This is a genomic window from Pseudomonas sp. SDO5522_S412, from assembly GCF_054071215.1.
In genome coordinates this window covers 1-13,847 of the sequence record NZ_JBSVWQ010000036.1, presented here as the reverse complement: position 1 = coordinate 13,847, position 13,847 = coordinate 1, and the positions used below count along the sequence as shown (strand labels likewise).

13 protein-coding genes are annotated in these 13,847 nt (G+C 63.0%); 8 read left to right on the top strand and 5 right to left on the bottom strand.

Annotated elements, in window-relative coordinates:
• The first annotated feature begins 7 nt into the window (after positions 1 to 7).
• From tssM to ACW9I6_RS11000, 3 genes are read left to right on the top strand one after another with little or no spacing between them, the layout of a single operon-like run.
• Positions 8 to 3,394 (top strand): type VI secretion system membrane subunit TssM, encoded by a 3,387-nt coding sequence (gene tssM, locus ACW9I6_RS11010; RefSeq protein ID WP_457339281.1) that lies wholly within the window; start codon positions 8 to 10, stop codon positions 3,392 to 3,394.
• Entirely contained in the window at positions 3,391 to 4,128 is a 738-nt protein-coding gene (locus tag ACW9I6_RS11005) for a PP2C family protein-serine/threonine phosphatase (RefSeq protein WP_134326849.1), read from the top strand. The genes tssM and ACW9I6_RS11005 overlap by 4 nt, the downstream gene beginning before the upstream one ends.
• Positions 4,116 to 4,994, top strand: coding sequence for a serine/threonine-protein kinase (locus ACW9I6_RS11000; protein WP_177008247.1), 879 nt, complete (start codon positions 4,116 to 4,118; stop codon positions 4,992 to 4,994). The genes ACW9I6_RS11005 and ACW9I6_RS11000 overlap by 13 nt, the downstream gene beginning before the upstream one ends.
• Here the strand turns inward: ACW9I6_RS11000 and ACW9I6_RS10995 are convergent.
• Entirely contained in the window at positions 4,991 to 5,320 is a 330-nt protein-coding gene (locus ACW9I6_RS10995) for a DUF6388 family protein (RefSeq protein WP_087694170.1), read from the bottom strand. The two genes, ACW9I6_RS11000 and ACW9I6_RS10995, sit on opposite strands and share 4 nt — an antisense overlap.
• 27 nt (positions 5,321 to 5,347) lie before the next feature.
• Positions 5,348 to 6,643 carry a serine hydrolase domain-containing protein gene (locus ACW9I6_RS10990; RefSeq protein WP_371858861.1) on the bottom strand — a complete coding sequence of 432 codons (1,296 nt, stop codon included), beginning with the start codon at positions 6,641 to 6,643 and terminating at the stop codon, positions 5,348 to 5,350.
• 254 nt (positions 6,644 to 6,897) lie between these two features.
• Between ACW9I6_RS10990 and ACW9I6_RS10985 the strand changes: the two genes are divergently transcribed.
• Entirely contained in the window at positions 6,898 to 8,991 is a 2,094-nt protein-coding gene (locus ACW9I6_RS10985; protein WP_102604784.1) for an EAL domain-containing protein, read from the top strand.
• On the opposite strand, the gene ACW9I6_RS10980 is transcribed toward ACW9I6_RS10985, so the two are convergent.
• Entirely contained in the window at positions 8,969 to 9,835 is an 867-nt protein-coding gene (locus ACW9I6_RS10980) for a LysR family transcriptional regulator (RefSeq protein WP_087694167.1), read from the bottom strand. The two genes, ACW9I6_RS10985 and ACW9I6_RS10980, sit on opposite strands and share 23 nt — an antisense overlap.
• A gap of 92 nt (positions 9,836 to 9,927) precedes the next feature.
• Here ACW9I6_RS10980 and ACW9I6_RS10975 point away from each other — a divergent pair, with 92 nt between their 5' ends.
• On the top strand, positions 9,928 to 10,482 hold the full coding sequence (locus tag ACW9I6_RS10975) for a DUF4865 family protein (RefSeq protein WP_087694166.1): 555 nt from the start codon (positions 9,928 to 9,930) through the stop codon (positions 10,480 to 10,482).
• 40 nt (positions 10,483 to 10,522) lie between these two features.
• Here ACW9I6_RS10975 and ACW9I6_RS10970 read toward each other — a convergent pair whose 3' ends face one another.
• Positions 10,523 to 11,251 carry a CbtA family protein gene (locus ACW9I6_RS10970; protein ID WP_032899583.1) on the bottom strand — a complete coding sequence of 243 codons (729 nt, stop codon included), beginning with the start codon at positions 11,249 to 11,251 and terminating at the stop codon, positions 10,523 to 10,525.
• 15 nt (positions 11,252 to 11,266) lie between these two features.
• The gene (locus ACW9I6_RS10965) at positions 11,267 to 11,479 is read right to left on the bottom strand and encodes a CbtB domain-containing protein (RefSeq protein ID WP_003208073.1); all 213 of its coding nucleotides are present in this window, start codon (positions 11,477 to 11,479) and stop codon (positions 11,267 to 11,269) included.
• Between the two features lie 198 nt (positions 11,480 to 11,677).
• Here ACW9I6_RS10965 and ACW9I6_RS10960 point away from each other — a divergent pair, with 198 nt between their 5' ends.
• The 3 genes from ACW9I6_RS10960 to ACW9I6_RS10950 are packed head-to-tail and all read left to right on the top strand — an operon-like array spanning position 11,678 to position 13,787.
• On the top strand, positions 11,678 to 12,241 hold the full coding sequence (locus tag ACW9I6_RS10960; RefSeq protein ID WP_003208075.1) for a histidine phosphatase family protein: 564 nt from the start codon (positions 11,678 to 11,680) through the stop codon (positions 12,239 to 12,241).
• Between the two features lie 58 nt (positions 12,242 to 12,299).
• Positions 12,300 to 13,055, top strand: coding sequence for a precorrin-6A synthase (deacetylating) (gene cobF, locus ACW9I6_RS10955; protein WP_003208076.1), 756 nt, complete (start codon positions 12,300 to 12,302; stop codon positions 13,053 to 13,055).
• A gap of 12 nt (positions 13,056 to 13,067) precedes the next feature.
• Positions 13,068 to 13,787 (top strand): alpha/beta hydrolase, encoded by a 720-nt coding sequence (locus ACW9I6_RS10950; protein WP_177008244.1) that lies wholly within the window; start codon positions 13,068 to 13,070, stop codon positions 13,785 to 13,787.
• Positions 13,788 to 13,847: the final 60 nt, after the last annotated feature.

Sequence of the window (13,847 nt, the reverse complement as noted above, 5' to 3'; positions counted from 1 at the left end):
GCAACGCATGAACGCATTCTTCAGGAGCGCGGGCGCCGTGCTGGGCAGGGTTTGGGTCTGGAGCCTGCTGCTGGTGCTCGCGGTCGCAATGACCGTGTGGTTCTTCGGGCCGCTGCTGGCTGTCGACGACTATCGATTCTGGCAAGCGGCGGCATCGCGCTTGCTGACAATCAGCGGGCTGTTTTTGTTGTGGGGCCTGGCGATGGTGTATGCCAATTGGCGCAGTATGGCCCGGCAATCAACCGTCGATGACGGCGAGCCACGCCCGCGCAAAGGCCAGGTTGAAAACGAGCAGCGGCGCCTGCGCGGTCGCTTCAAGGACGCTTTGTACACCCTGAAACACTCCCTGATTTATGGTGAACGCAGCCCGCGTTGGCGTAATGCATTGCCCTGGTATTTGCTGATCGGCAAGGAAGGCAGTGGCAAGTCCCGGATGTTGGCCGCCAGTGGCTTGCAGTTGCTCCAGGATCAGGGCGCGTCGGTAGCGACGCAGGGCGGTGCCACGCGGGACTGTGACTGGCATTTCGCCGAGGACGGCGTGTTGCTCGACGTCGCCGGCCGCTACCTTACCCAGCCTGACAGCCAGGTGGATGGCGCGGGTTGGTCGACGCTGCTGGAGCTGCTCAAGGTGCGGCGCCGGACACGCCCGCTCAACGGTGTGGTGGTGGCGCTGTCCACGGACACATTGCTCCATGGCAGCGAGCGTCAGCTGGAGAATGAGGCGCGGGCAGTCCAGAGTCGGTTGCTGGAGATCCGCCAGACGTTGCATGTGGAGGTGCCGGTCTACCTGGTGGTGACCCAGGCCGACCGCCTGCCGGGGTTTGCGGAGTTCTTCGAGCGGCCGTTGGGCGAAGGCAGTGATGCGGTGTTGGGCGAATCTATCGTCCCAGGCAAAGCGGGTATTGGCATTGCCCAGGTACGACAGGCGTTTGAAGCACTGCTGCAGCGCTTGAGCGGTGAGCTTGTGCAGCGCCTGCACCAGGAACGCAACAGTGATCTGCGCGGACGGATGCTCGACTTCCCCCATCAGGCGGCCCGGATTGGCGAGCGCCTGAGCCTCTATATCGACGTTGCTTTTTGCGGCCCGCGTTATCAGCACACCAACGGCTTTCGTGGTTTCTACTTGACCAGCGCCGACGGTGGCCCACAGGCACTTGAACCACGTGCGTACTTTATCCAGGGCTTGTTCAGCCGGGTGATTCTGGCGCAAGCCGACCTGGCGGACCTCGATAGCCAGGAGCGCCGTCGAATCCGCCGGCACCAGGGGGGGCTGGCCCTGGGCGCACTAGTGGTCGTCGTGGCGGCGGGCTTGCTGTGGACCCACAGTTACTCCTCCAATCATCAACGTCTGGAGCAACTGCAGGCGCTGGCACGACAGCCCGCACCCGTGCAGCCTGGGTCAGACGCTACCCAGGCACTCCTGCCGCTGCTGGACAGCCGCCTGGCGGCCACGCGGATTTTCCCCTTGCCGGGCGAAGCCAGGCTGGTTGAGCGGATGGGGTTGTATCAGGGCAGTATCAGCAGTCCGGTGCTGGAGCAGGCCTACGAGCGTGCCTTGGGCCGGCTATTGCTGTCCCAGGTCAGCGAGATGCTGCAGGAACAGGTTCGCGGCAGCCTGGAAGATCGTGAGCGGCTGCTGGATAACCTCCGGGCGTACCTGATGCTCAACCTGCGGGAGCGGCGGGATGTCGGCTGGCTGCGTGAGCGGGTGGCGGGGCATTGGTCTGTACGGTTTGCCGGTGAGCCCTCCGTGCAAAACCGGTTGAATGAACATTTCGCGCGCTTGCTTGAGCAGCCGTTCGTGCAGCCGCTCGATGACGAGCTGGTGGCCCGCGCGCGCCACGTGTTGCGGGGCGAATCGCTGGTTGACGTGGTGTACCGGGTGCTGCGCGAACAAGCTCGCGGCCTTGAACCGTTGCGCCTTGCACACGGGCGGGTGTTTGAGGGGGGCGAGCGTTCCATTCCGGGGTTTTATACACGCACGTACCAACGGCATTTTGAAGCGCAGGGCGCGCGGCTGGTGAATACCATCGTCCAGGACAACTGGGTGCTGGGAGAGGGCGCCGACCTGAGCGCCATGGATTTGCAACGGTTGATGGTGGAGCTTGAACAACGCTACTTCAGCGAGTATGCCGATGCCTGGAGCGAGGCGCTTGGGCAGGTTGGCCTGCGTGAAACTGAAAACTCCAGGCAAGGCGCCGAGCAGCTCGCCAGCTTGACGTCGGCCCAGTCGCCGTTGTTGCAGTTGTTGCAGCAGGTTCGTGACCACACGCGCCTGCCGTCGGCCAGTGAGCGCCTCGACGAGCTGGCTGCCAAGCTGCCTGGGCCTGCGGCAGAGCGGTTGCCGACCGCCGCCGGGCTGGTCAATGCCTTGCCCGACAGCGCACGGCGAGCCATGCAGCGCCGCTTCGAGCCCTTGCACCAGTTGCTGGACAGCCAGGAGAGCCCGGGGGCCGAGTTGACCGGCGTGTTACAGGCGCTCAACGACTTGCACCTGCAGTTGGCGAGCTTGAATCGCGAAGGCGCGCCGGAGCCGGTCGCGTTCGAGATGGTCAAGCGGCGGATCCAGGGGCAACAGGATGCGCTGAGTAACCTGCGCAACGTGGCCGCGCGTTTGCCGCTGCCGCTGGCGGGCTGGTTCGAAAGCCTGGCCGACGAGCATTGGCGCCGCCTGCTCGACCAGGCTTATCGGCATGTGAACCAGCGTTATCAGAGCGAGGTATATGGTTTCTACAGCAGGGCGATCAAGCTGCGTTTCCCGTTCAATGCCCACGCCAGCAGCGACGTTTCCCTCAACGACTTCCAGGAGTTTTTCAAGCCTGAGGGGATCATGGCGCGATTCTTTGACAGCTATCTGAAGCCTTTCGTCAGCGGTGATTCCGGGCGCTACAGGCTGCGTAGCCTGGATGGGCGCAGCTTGCCGATGTCTCGGGCGTTGCTCGACCAGCAGGCGAAGGTGCAGGTGATCAGGCGCGGTTTTTTTGCGGATGAGCCGGGGGACTTGCAGGTTCGTTTCACGCTCGCACCCTATAGCCTGGACCCGTCGGTGAGTCGCGCGGTCTTGCGTTTGGGTGGCCAGCAGATGGAGTACCGGCACGGGCCGATTGTCCCCATGGCGATGCAATGGCCAGCCGAGGCTGAGAATGGTCGCAGCAGCCTGGTACTGGAGCGTGGCAGCGAGCGGGCGCTGGGGCTCGAAAAAAATACCGGGGCCTGGTCCCTGTTTCGCTTGTTCGACTTGATGCAGAACGAACCCTCCAGCGGGCAGGATGAGCTGATCCTCAAGGCTGACCTGGCAGGCTTGCGCGCCAACTACCTGCTGACCAGCCGACGCACACCCAATCCATTCCAGATGGCGCAGTGGCGAACCTTTCGCCTGCCGGAGCAGTTGTGAGCCAACCTCGCGACCGCTGGCACAGCGCCGGTCGCACAGACCGTGGAAAGGTCCGTTTACGCAACGAGGATGCCTTTCTCGATTGCCCCGGGACGGGCTGCTGGGCCGTCGCGGACGGGATGGGTGGGCATCAGGCGGGGGATATCGCCAGCCAGCTGGTGGTCGATGGCCTGGCGTCATTGCCCGGCCAGGGCAGCCTGGATGAACGCGTCGAGGCGACCCGTCGTTGCCTGCAATGGCTCAACCGGCGGCTGGGCGATGAATTGACGCTGGCCTCCCATGGCGCCGAGGCCATCATGGGAAGCACGGTCGTGGCGTTGTTGCTTCAGGGCGATCGCGCTGCGTGTGTCTGGGCCGGTGACAGTCGTTGCTATCTGTGGCGCGGGCAGACGCTGTACCAGCTGTCGCGAGACCATTCGCTGTGTGAGCAATTGATTGACCAGCAGGTGAGCCCGGAACAGGCCAGGGCCCATCCAGACGCACGGGCCTTGACCCGGGCCATCGGCTCGCGGGCACCACTGAGCCCGCAGGTCCTGGAACTCGGTACCTTGGCAGGGGATGTGTTTCTGTTGTGCAGCGACGGCCTGTACCAGGCGCTTAGCCACTCTGAGTTGGGCCAGGCCTTGAGCCAGGGAAATCCGCAACGTGTCCTGGACCAGCTGTTTGCAGGTGTCTTGCGCGGCACGGCCGGCGACAACCTGACCGCTGTGGTGGTGCAGTCATGCGCGATCTGACCCACTTTGCCTTTGCCAAGGCCCCGGTAAACCCACCGCGCGACGGAGCCCCCGAGTTGCTGGCCGGGCGATACCTGATCGAGCGCGTGTTGGGCGCAGGCGGCATGGGCGTGGTCTATCGTGCGCGGGACCTGCTGCACGAACAGTTTGGCGAACCCTGTTCCAGTGTCGCGATCAAGGTGTTGGGCGAAGCCATCCGCGAGTCTGCGGATGCCCACGTGTTGCTGTACAACGAGTTTGCCCTGACCCGCAGCCTGCGGCATGAGCAGGTGGTGCGTGTGTATTCATTTGAAGTGGATGCTCCCGGCCAGATCGCATTCTTCACCATGGAGCTGCTCCAGGGCATGACCCTGGACCGGTTGCTGCTGGAGTGCCCCGGCGGTTTACCCTGGCAAGCGCTGCAAGGCATCGCCATGCAATTGCTCGACGCGTTGCGCCATAGCCATCAGCAGGGTGTGCTGCACGGGGATGTGAAACCCGCCAATGTCATGGTGGGAGACGGCGGCTTGCGCTTGTTCGATTTCGGTCTGGGCGAGGCTTGCGGACAGGCCCCGGCGGGTTCTCCAGGCTTGAGTCGCAGCCGCTTCAATGCCTGGACGCCCGCGTACGCCGCGCCGGAGTTGCTGGCTGGCGGAGCACTGTCGGCCAGCGCCGACCTGTATGCAGTGGCCTGTGTGTTGTACGAATTGGCACAAGGCCGGCGCCACGCCAGTGACAGGCCGGCCCGGCCCAGGCAACTGCCTCGTCATTGCTGGCCTGTATTGCGTACGGCGTTGACGGCTGACCCTGAACGCAGGGCCGTTACCCTTGATGAATTACGCGCGGTGCTCGCTGATCGCAGGAAGGGCCTGGGCCGCTGGTTCTAGACGGGCAAGTCGTGCAGCTGGCAATACTCGAACCAACTCAGGCCTGCCATTTGCGCCACCTCCTTGTGCACCTCAAGGCGTTGCGCCTCGAACTCCGCCGGGGAATGCGCCGTCAATTTCAGCGTCAGTTCCCAGGCGAACAAGCCCTGTTGCTCGGCTTCTGCCTCGAAGGCTTCATGCAGGCGCTCGGCGCGGTACTGCTCCATGGTTTCCCCTTTGGCCTGGGCCGCCAAGGGGTTCAACGTATTCAGTTCCGCGGCCAGGGCCGGGTGTTCACTCAAGAATCGGTCCAGGGCTAGCTGGTGGTTTTCGCCGGGTTGGGACAAAGGTTTACTCCACGGTAAGAGAGACGGTCAGTCTGGCTTGGACATTAAAAAAGCCGCCATGGCTGCATAGGCGGGCAAGGTCACCCCATCATTGGCGGCGTTGCCGGCCACCGGGTGGGAGGCATAGCGAACAATCGCCATTTCGGCCTTGGGGTCGATGTAGATGCTCTGGCCATGCACCCCGCGGGCCATGAAGGCGCCGTCGGGATTGTGGGTTACCCACCACATGTTGCGATAGCTCCAGCCCTTCAATTGAGCGTAGCCGGCCTGGGCGAACGCCTGCTTGTCGCCGCCCTGGCGAATATCCGTCACCACGTTTTCGGGCACGATCTGCTGGCCATTGAAGCGCCCGCCGTTGCGCAGCATCTCGGCAAACCGGGCCAGGTCCCGCAGCCCGGTGTTCAGGCCGCCACCGGCGAAGGGTGTGCCGATGGAGTCAACGGTGAAGTAGGCGTCCTGTTCGGCGCCAAGCCGACTCCAGATGCGTTCGCTGAGCAGTTGCGCGACATTGCGCCCGGTCGCGCGGGCAATCACCCAGCCGAGTACGTCGGTATTGACGGTCTTGTAGCCGAAGGCACGCCCGTGTTCGCCGCGCTGCTTAACCGTTTGCAGGAACTCGTAGTAGCTGCGCGGCCCGGTGTAGTCCTTGGGTTTGGGCAGCGGGTTGCCGGCCTGGGCGTGGGCCCAGACTTCGGCGTTGGGGTCGGCATAATCTTCGCTGTAGTCCAGGGCGGTGGTCATGTCCAGCACCTGGCGCAAGGTGGCGCTGCCAAAGGCCGAACCGCCGAGTTCGGGCACGTAGTCGACGATCTTTTTCTGTGGGTCCAGGGTGCCATCGGCCACCAGCATCGCGCCCAGGGTACCGATCACCGATTTGGTGACCGACATGGCCGCGTGTTGCCCATCCTCCTTGAGCACCCCGAAATAACGCTCATAAACCACCGTGCCGCGATGCATCACCACGATGCCATCGGTGTAGGTGGCGTCCAGGGCCTGGCGCCAGGTCAGCGGCTGGGCTGCACCCACTGGCTGCACGGGGATTGCATCGAGTGCCGGGTCGAGTTTGCGTGGCAATGCCAGCGGTGCGCCGAGCCCGCGGGAGACGTTAACCGTGGGCATCAATTGGCGAAAGTTGGCGACACTCCAGCGCATCGCCGGGAAGCGGAAATAGCTGCCGTCTTCAAAGCGTACGGTGCGGTCGGCCGGCGGCGGTGCGCCGACCATCCATTGCAGCCTGGCCGGGTCGCTGGCCTGGGCATCGGCGAAGGTCGGGGTGGCGGCGCCGGCCAACGGGCTGGTCAGCCCAAGCAGCGCACAGGCCATGAGGGGAGTGAATCGCAGCATCAGTCGAGTCCGTTCGAGGGGTGCGTCGTTTTTTACGACAACCAGTGCGCCAAAGGATGGGCCAACCCGAGCCAATCGACAAGCAGCAAGCCCCTGCGGTGATTCTGAATAAATGCGCCAGGGGCGGCAAAAGCCTTTCGCTTGCGGTGTCAGGGCGTGTAGCGTTACCCCGTGATAAGGCGACAGCCAGGTGTTATTTTGCGACCCTGGCATCAGGGACCGAGGGACAGGTGATGGCGCAAACGCTGTTCAAGCTTTTCTTCACCCAGCGGCTGGCGGCCCTCGCCAGTACCGAGTCGTTGCGGGCCATACGCGAGGGGCTGTTGTGGATCCTGCCGTGCCTGCTGGTATCGGCCGGTTTCCTGATCCTGTCCGAATGCGCCCGAGTGCTGGGTTTCGACCCTCAGGTGGTGGCCTTCCTGGCGGGGTTGCACAACCAGATCAGCTCGGTGATCCCGCTGCTGGTGGCAGCCTCCATCGGTTACATGCTCGCGATCCAGCACCGCCTGCCGCAACTCCCGGTAGCGTTCCTGTGCCTGGCCCATGTAGTGATCGCCACGTTTGTGCTGCGGGATTTTCCCCGAGCCTCGGCGACCTTCGTGTTGTTCATCGCCATCGCCTCACCGCTGATCAATGTGCCCGCCATCGCCTGGCTGCATCGGCGTCGCTGGACGCGGTTGATCAACGAAGACCTGGTGGGGCACAACCTCAAGGGCACCCTCAATATGGTGGTGCCGGGGGCGATCACGGCGCTCGGGCTGGTGCTCGTGCTGTCGTTGCTGTTGCAGATTCCGCAGGTGGCACAGCTTCAGGGGCCGCAGGTGCTCGATGCACTGGAGACGCCCTATGGCAGCGGTCTGTTTGTGACCCTGATGAATTCGCTGCTGTGGTTTTTCGGGATCCATGGGGTCTACGCCATGCAGCCGTTTTTTGATGTGCTGGACCAGGCGGTCGGGCTCAATAATGCGGCGGTGGCCGCGGGCGAGCCGGTCAAATATCTACTGAATGGCGGCTTGCTGGGCAGTTTCGCGTTTATCGGCGGTTCGGGTGGTGCCCTGTGCCTGCTGCTGGCGATCCTGCTGTTTTCCAAAAGCCGGTCCATGCGATTGGTGGCGATGGCGAGCCTGCCGTTGTCGTTGTTCAATGTCAGTGAAGTGCTGTTGTTTGGTTTGCCGATCATTCTTAACCCGCGGCTGTTCATTCCCTTTCTGGTGGTCCCGGCGTTCAACGTGATACTGGCGTTGATGGTGGTGCAGATTGGCTGGGTGTCGCCTGCGGTGGTGAGCGTGCCATTTACCGCGCCGGTGTTGCTCAACGCCTACCTGAGCACCCACGGCGATCTCGCGGCAGTGTTGCTGCAGGTGGTGTTGCTGGGGGTTGGCATGCTGATCTATGCACCCTATGTGCGTGCGATCAACCGCCAGGCCACGGAGGGCGGCACGGTGTATTTGAAGTCGCTGGACATGACCTTTCGCGGCCTGGAAGAAAAAGGCCGCTTGCTGGAGCTGGACCCGGTGATGGCGTCCCACAAGGCCCAGGCGCGCCAGGTCAGCGAGTTGAGTCATATCCAGCAGATCAGCGACTACGAGTTTTACCTCGAATTCCAGCCGCAGATTTCCACCCGGACCGGGCTATGCACCGGTTGCGAAGCGTTGATGCGGGCCCGGGACGCCGAAGGTACGGTGCATTCACCCTGGGAGTTCCTGCAATGGCTGGCCCATGCCAGGTTGATGCCCGACGTGGATGTGTGGGTGGCATCCCAGGCTGTGCGCCAGTACCAGAAGTGGCAGAAGGTCGGGTTTACGTTGCCGATGACGATCAATATCTCCAGCGCCACGCTGACTACCCCGGCGTATGGTGATCGGCTGGTGGAGATACTGGCCCAGGCCCACGGGCAGGTTTCGGTGGAGATCACCGAGGATGCGCTGGTGGGCGATATCCAGGGCACGCGGCAGATGATCGAGAAGCTCCAGGCGATTGGTGCCAAGGTGTATATCGACGACTTCGGCACCGGATTTTCAGCGCTGAGTTACCTGCACCAGTTCCCCGTGGATTTCATCAAGATCGATCGCAGTTTCGTGGTCGCCCAGCATGATCCAAAGGGCGCCCAGGTGTTGACCGGGATGCTGCGGTTCTGTGAGGCGCTGAACCTCGGGGTAGTGGTGGAAGGCGTGGAAACCGCCGAGCAACTGGCGTTTTTGCAGTCGGGCTCGGAGCTGATCATCCAGGGCTGGTATTTCAGCAAGGCGCTGCCGGGCGATGAACTGGAGCGGTTCGTGCGCGGGCGGTATACCCAGATGCAATCTAACGCTCCAGAACCCCTCTGAAGGTTGCGCTTAACGCCCGCAATGTCTCGCGGGAGCGGCCGTCGCTGATGCGGCTATGCAGCACGATTTCACTGACGGGCAATGCCGGTAATCCGTACTGTTCGCTGACGTCCACGGCGCCCGCCGGCGCCACTCGCCGGGCCAGCGCCGCCACACCCAGGCCGGCGCTGACTGCCGCACCCACCGCCATTACGCCGCCGCCGACAAACACTTCGGTCCAGTCAATCCGCGCCTCATCCAGCGCGCGTACCGCCAGGTGTCGCACGCCGCAGGGCGAGGCCATGGTTGCCATGCGCAGGGGCGTGCCGGGCGTGTGCTGCCAGGTAGGCGCGGCGAACCAGCCAAAGCGCTCCACCACCAATACCTCACCGTCCTGGCGATCGCCTTCGTTGCGCACGATCACCGCGTCCAGTTCGTTGCGGTCGAACGCCGCCACCAGGTCGCGGGACGAAGCGATCCGCACCTCCAGGATCACCAGCGGGTCATAGGCGGCCAGGCGGCTGAGCCACAGTGGCAGGTCCGGCCCGGCCACGTGGTCGCTGATGCCGATCACCAACCGTCGGGGGGCGCCATTGCCCATGTCACCCAACGCCCGTTCGTGGGCATTGAGCAATGCGCGGGCGGCGACGATGAACTGCTCGCCCTGGGGCGACAGCCGCACATGCCGCGGTGTGCGCACCAGCAGGCGATAACCGAGGCGTTCTTCCAGGCGCTTGAGCTTGAGGCTGATGGCTGCCTGCGAGGTGTCCAGTGCCTGGGCCGCGCGGGTGAAGCTGGCGAAATCGGCGACCAGGACAAAGGCATGCACGGTGTCGATATCCAGCGGCTTGAGTGCGTCGGTCATTTCAGTTCCTTATCACACCTATATCTGGTGATATCTTGCTGAAATCATGGGCGCTGCGCAAGCTGGGCACTCATCTGAACAGGAGCGCCATGATGTTTGCCAAACAATATTCACACCGCTTGCCAGCCGATTACGACATGGGTGTCATCCGTGAGCGGGCCGCTCGCCTGGGGCCGTTGTGGGATCATGCCGAGGGTTTGCTGTTCAAGGCGTTTATCGCCCAGGAGCGAGGGCAGGGGCCGGGGGTGGGTAACCTGTATTCGTCGGTTTATCTGTGGTCGGATCCTTTGCAGGCTGCGGATTTCTTGCTCGGCGAGCGCTTCCAGAAGGTCCTCGACAGTTTTGGCCAGCCGCACATTGAGTCCTGGTTACCGCTGGACGTGCAGCGAGGTCCGGCGCAAGACGCCTTGAGCCTGTATCGGGAGGAGTGGGCGCTGGCGCCGGGGGCGGACCGCGGGCAAATCCTCGCCGCAGAAAAGGCCCGCAACCAGCAGCTCGCGGACAGCAGCGATAACTTCGCGGTGTTTCTGGCGCTGGATGTGCAGGCGTGGAAGCTGGTGCGAATTACCTTGTCGGCCAAGGCGCTGGATGTGAACCATCCGGGCAATGGCTACGAGGTGTTCTACCTGGCGCGGCCCGGGGTGTGAATGCCGGTAGCCGCCGATTCGTCGGCGGCTACCTGTACCGTCAGGAGTTGAGACGCGCCTGAGGCTGGCTCAGCTTGCGCTCGGCCACGGCGCCGAACACCAGGCCCAGGGTGGTCCACAGCACCAGTTGAATCCCCAGGGAGGCCACGCGGAATTTCCACAGCAACACTGCCGAGAACTGTTCCGGCACTTCGTTGATGGTCGGGAACAAGCTGCCGGCCACCGACACGATCACGATATACAGCGCCACACCGAGGATCGCGCCTGCCCATAGGCCACGGCTGGCAATCAGCTTGCGCGCCGCGTTGATCGCAATCACCGCAGCCGCCACCGACACCAGCAGCATCAGGAAGAACAGCTTGGTGCGTTGCGCGATGGTGGCCGGGTCGCCCACCGATGGCGGGTTGGCCGGATACTTCAGCCCCGGCACCACGATGATCGTCACAAACGCCGCCAATGCCAGCAGCGCTGCCAAGCCACGGGGGCCGACCTTGCCGATGCGGCCCAGGGAGTAGGCGAACACCAGGGCGAAAATGCCACCCAGGGAGACGCTGTACACCACCACGCCGGTGAACAGGCCGAAGGTACTTTGTACTTCGCGGCTCACCAGTTCCTCTTCCGGCGCGTCGCCGTGCATCTGTGCCATCTGATCTTCGAAGGCGATGGCCTTGTCGATCTGCGGCTCACCAAAAGTCTTGGCGAAGCCGAAGGCCAGGATGCCGGCGAGCAGGCCCACCAGCATCCCGCGAACGAGTAAATGTCCTGTCATGTCGTCACGCTCCAATCAATGGCAGGGGAAACCCAGCAGGTGGCGACCGTCATGCACAAACTCATGCACGTACATGCCTTTGAACACGGCCGTCGCGCCTTGCTCGGCGCCGACGAAGTAAATCGCGAGCAACAGCAGCAGGCCGCCGAAGATCGCCCAGGGCAGGATTTCGCCCAGGGGAATGGACGGTATTGAAACGTCGGAGCCAGTTGCAGCGGTATAAGCCATGAGAACCTCCAGGGATGACGCGTCCCGAAATGGATAGCGAGTTGGCTGAAACAGGGTCTGGCTTACGGCTAAAAGGCCGAATACAGTGGCGCGACCGCGCCGGCATTGAACCGGCTTCCTGTTGCAGAATAGTTGAAACATGTTGAAACAACTTCGCAAGTCTACGCTGACTGCACCTTAAAACCAGAGCGATTTGTCATGCAGGCCACCCGTTTGACCCTTGTTGCCCACGCCAGCACCCGTGCCCAGAAACAGGCACGCTTTGCGCTGGATGAGTCGGTGGAGATGGACTGGCAGCAGGCGGCGCTTTCCCAGGGGCAACGCTTCAAGCGTGCACCCCGGGTGCTGTGCGGCCCGGAGGCGCGGACCCGGCAGACGGCGGCGCTGTTTGCCGACGATGCTTTGGTTGAAACAGCCCTGCGCGATTGTGATTTTGGCCGCTGGCAAGGGTTGGCGATCGAGGAGGTTCAGCAGGCCGAACCCGAAGCGCTTCAGGCCTGGTTGACCGACAGCACCTCGGCGCCCCACGGCGGCGAGTCGGTAGTGCAACTGTGTGAGCGGATAGGACAGTGGTTGCAGTCCCTCGAGCAATCCCCGGGGCATGTCGTGGCGGTGACGCATCCATTTGTGATCCGCGCAGCGCTGCTGCATGTCATGCAATGCCCACCCGCCATGTTCAACCTGATCGACGTGGAACCGCTGTCATCCACCGAGTTGCGATTCAATGGGCGTTGGCGCCTGCGCCTGGAAACTCACGCCTGACGTCCCGAACATGGCAAAATCCGTTCCCCGCACCGAGACCACCCATGAAGACTTTCCCATGAAACGCATCCTGATCATCGGCATTGGCGCCGGCAACCCTGACTACATCACGATGCAGGCGGTCAAGGCGCTAAACCGCACCGACGTGTTTTTCCTGATGGACAAGGGCCAGAGCAAGGACAAGCTGATCGACCTGCGCCGGGAAATCTGCGAGACCTACATCACCGATCACGCCTACCGCTTTGTCGAGGCCGATTGCCCCGAGCGGGTGCGCGGTGATATCGACTACACCACCGCCGTGAAGGACCTGAACCGCGACAAGCAGCAGACCTTCGAACGGATGATCAATGAAGAAATGGCCGACGGCGAAGTGGGCGCATTCCTGGCCTGGGGCGACCCCGCACTGTACGACAGCACCATTCGTATCCTGCAGGCGATCCTCGCCAGCGGCAGCTGCGAATTCGAATTTGAAGTGATCCCCGGGATCACTAGCGTCCAGGCGTTGGCGGCGCAGCACAAAGTGCCGCTGAACCGCATCGGTCGCTCCATCGAAATCACCACCGGGCGCCGGTTGGCGGCGGGGCAGGCGAGTGATGCCGACACCCTGGTTGTCATGCTCGATGCCGAAGATTCCTACCGCACCGTGGCCGATCAGGACCTGGATATCTACTGGGGCGCCTACCTGGGCACACCGGATGAAATCCTGATCAGCGGCAAAGTGGCCGAGGTTGCCGAAGAGATTGAACGTGTGCGCAAGGCGGCGCGCCAGGCCAATGGCTGGATCATGGATACCTATTTGTTGCGCAAACCCTAGAGGTTGATGCTCATGCTCAAACTGATTGCCCTGACGGTAGCGCTGTTTACCGGCGCCGCACAGGCCGAAGACGTATTGCACACCGACCTGCCGCTGCCTTACCTGGAACAGACTCAAAGTGATGCCCGCAACGAGCCGCTGGTGATCTTCCTGCACGGTTATGGCAGTGACGAGGCCGACCTGTTCGGGCTCAAGGACCGCTTGCCGTCGACCTGGACCTACCTGTCTGCACGGGCACCGATGCCGGTGGAGGGCGGTGGTTATCGCTGGTTTCGCAAGAAGCCGGGCGATGGCGATTTTGATGGCGAGACCGCCGACCTGCAGAGCAGCGCCAAGCTGATCGAAGCCTTCGTCGCCCAGGCCACCACCAAGTACCACACCCAACCTGAGCGGGTGTTTCTGGTGGGTTTCAGCCAGGGTGCGATCATGTCGTACGAAGTCGGGTTAAGACATCCCGAAACCCTGCGCGGGATTTCGGCGTTGAGCGGCAGCCTGCTGCCGGTACTCAAGGCCGAACTCAAGCCGGATGCGCGACTGGGCAAGCTGGCGATTTTCATCGGTCACGGGACGCTGGACCAGGCGCTGCCGTACTACTCGGCAACGCGGGCCAACGAGGTATTGCAGGGGATTGGCCTCACCCCGGAATTCCACGGCTACCCGGGGATGATTCATACCGTCGGTGAGGCGGAGTTGCTGGACTTGAAGCAGTGGCTGGAAAAGAGCCTGCACTGAGTCCGGCGATGTGGACGCGGTCAAAATGTGGGAGCGGGCTTGCTCGCGAAAGCGGTGGGT

Excerpts from the sequence above, each read along its gene's own strand:
- cobF (WP_003208076.1), top strand. The coding sequence starts at position 12,300 with ATGAAACGCATCCTGATCATCGGCATTGGCGCCGGCAACCCTGACTAC.
- ACW9I6_RS10980 (WP_087694167.1), bottom strand. The coding sequence starts at position 9,835 with ATGACCGACGCACTCAAGCCGCTGGATATCGACACCGTGCATGCCTTT.
- ACW9I6_RS11000 (WP_177008247.1), top strand. The coding sequence starts at position 4,116 with ATGCGCGATCTGACCCACTTTGCCTTTGCCAAGGCCCCGGTAAACCCA.
- ACW9I6_RS10950 (WP_177008244.1), top strand. The coding sequence starts at position 13,068 with ATGCTCAAACTGATTGCCCTGACGGTAGCGCTGTTTACCGGCGCCGCA.
- ACW9I6_RS10985 (WP_102604784.1), top strand. The coding sequence starts at position 6,898 with ATGGCGCAAACGCTGTTCAAGCTTTTCTTCACCCAGCGGCTGGCGGCC.
- ACW9I6_RS10970 (WP_032899583.1), bottom strand. The coding sequence starts at position 11,251 with ATGACAGGACATTTACTCGTTCGCGGGATGCTGGTGGGCCTGCTCGCC.
- ACW9I6_RS10975 (WP_087694166.1), top strand. The coding sequence starts at position 9,928 with ATGTTTGCCAAACAATATTCACACCGCTTGCCAGCCGATTACGACATG.
- ACW9I6_RS10960 (WP_003208075.1), top strand. The coding sequence starts at position 11,678 with ATGCAGGCCACCCGTTTGACCCTTGTTGCCCACGCCAGCACCCGTGCC.
- tssM (WP_457339281.1), top strand. The coding sequence starts at position 8 with ATGAACGCATTCTTCAGGAGCGCGGGCGCCGTGCTGGGCAGGGTTTGG.
- ACW9I6_RS10965 (WP_003208073.1), bottom strand. The coding sequence starts at position 11,479 with ATGGCTTATACCGCTGCAACTGGCTCCGACGTTTCAATACCGTCCATT.
- ACW9I6_RS10990 (WP_371858861.1), bottom strand. The coding sequence starts at position 6,643 with ATGGCCTGTGCGCTGCTTGGGCTGACCAGCCCGTTGGCCGGCGCCGCC.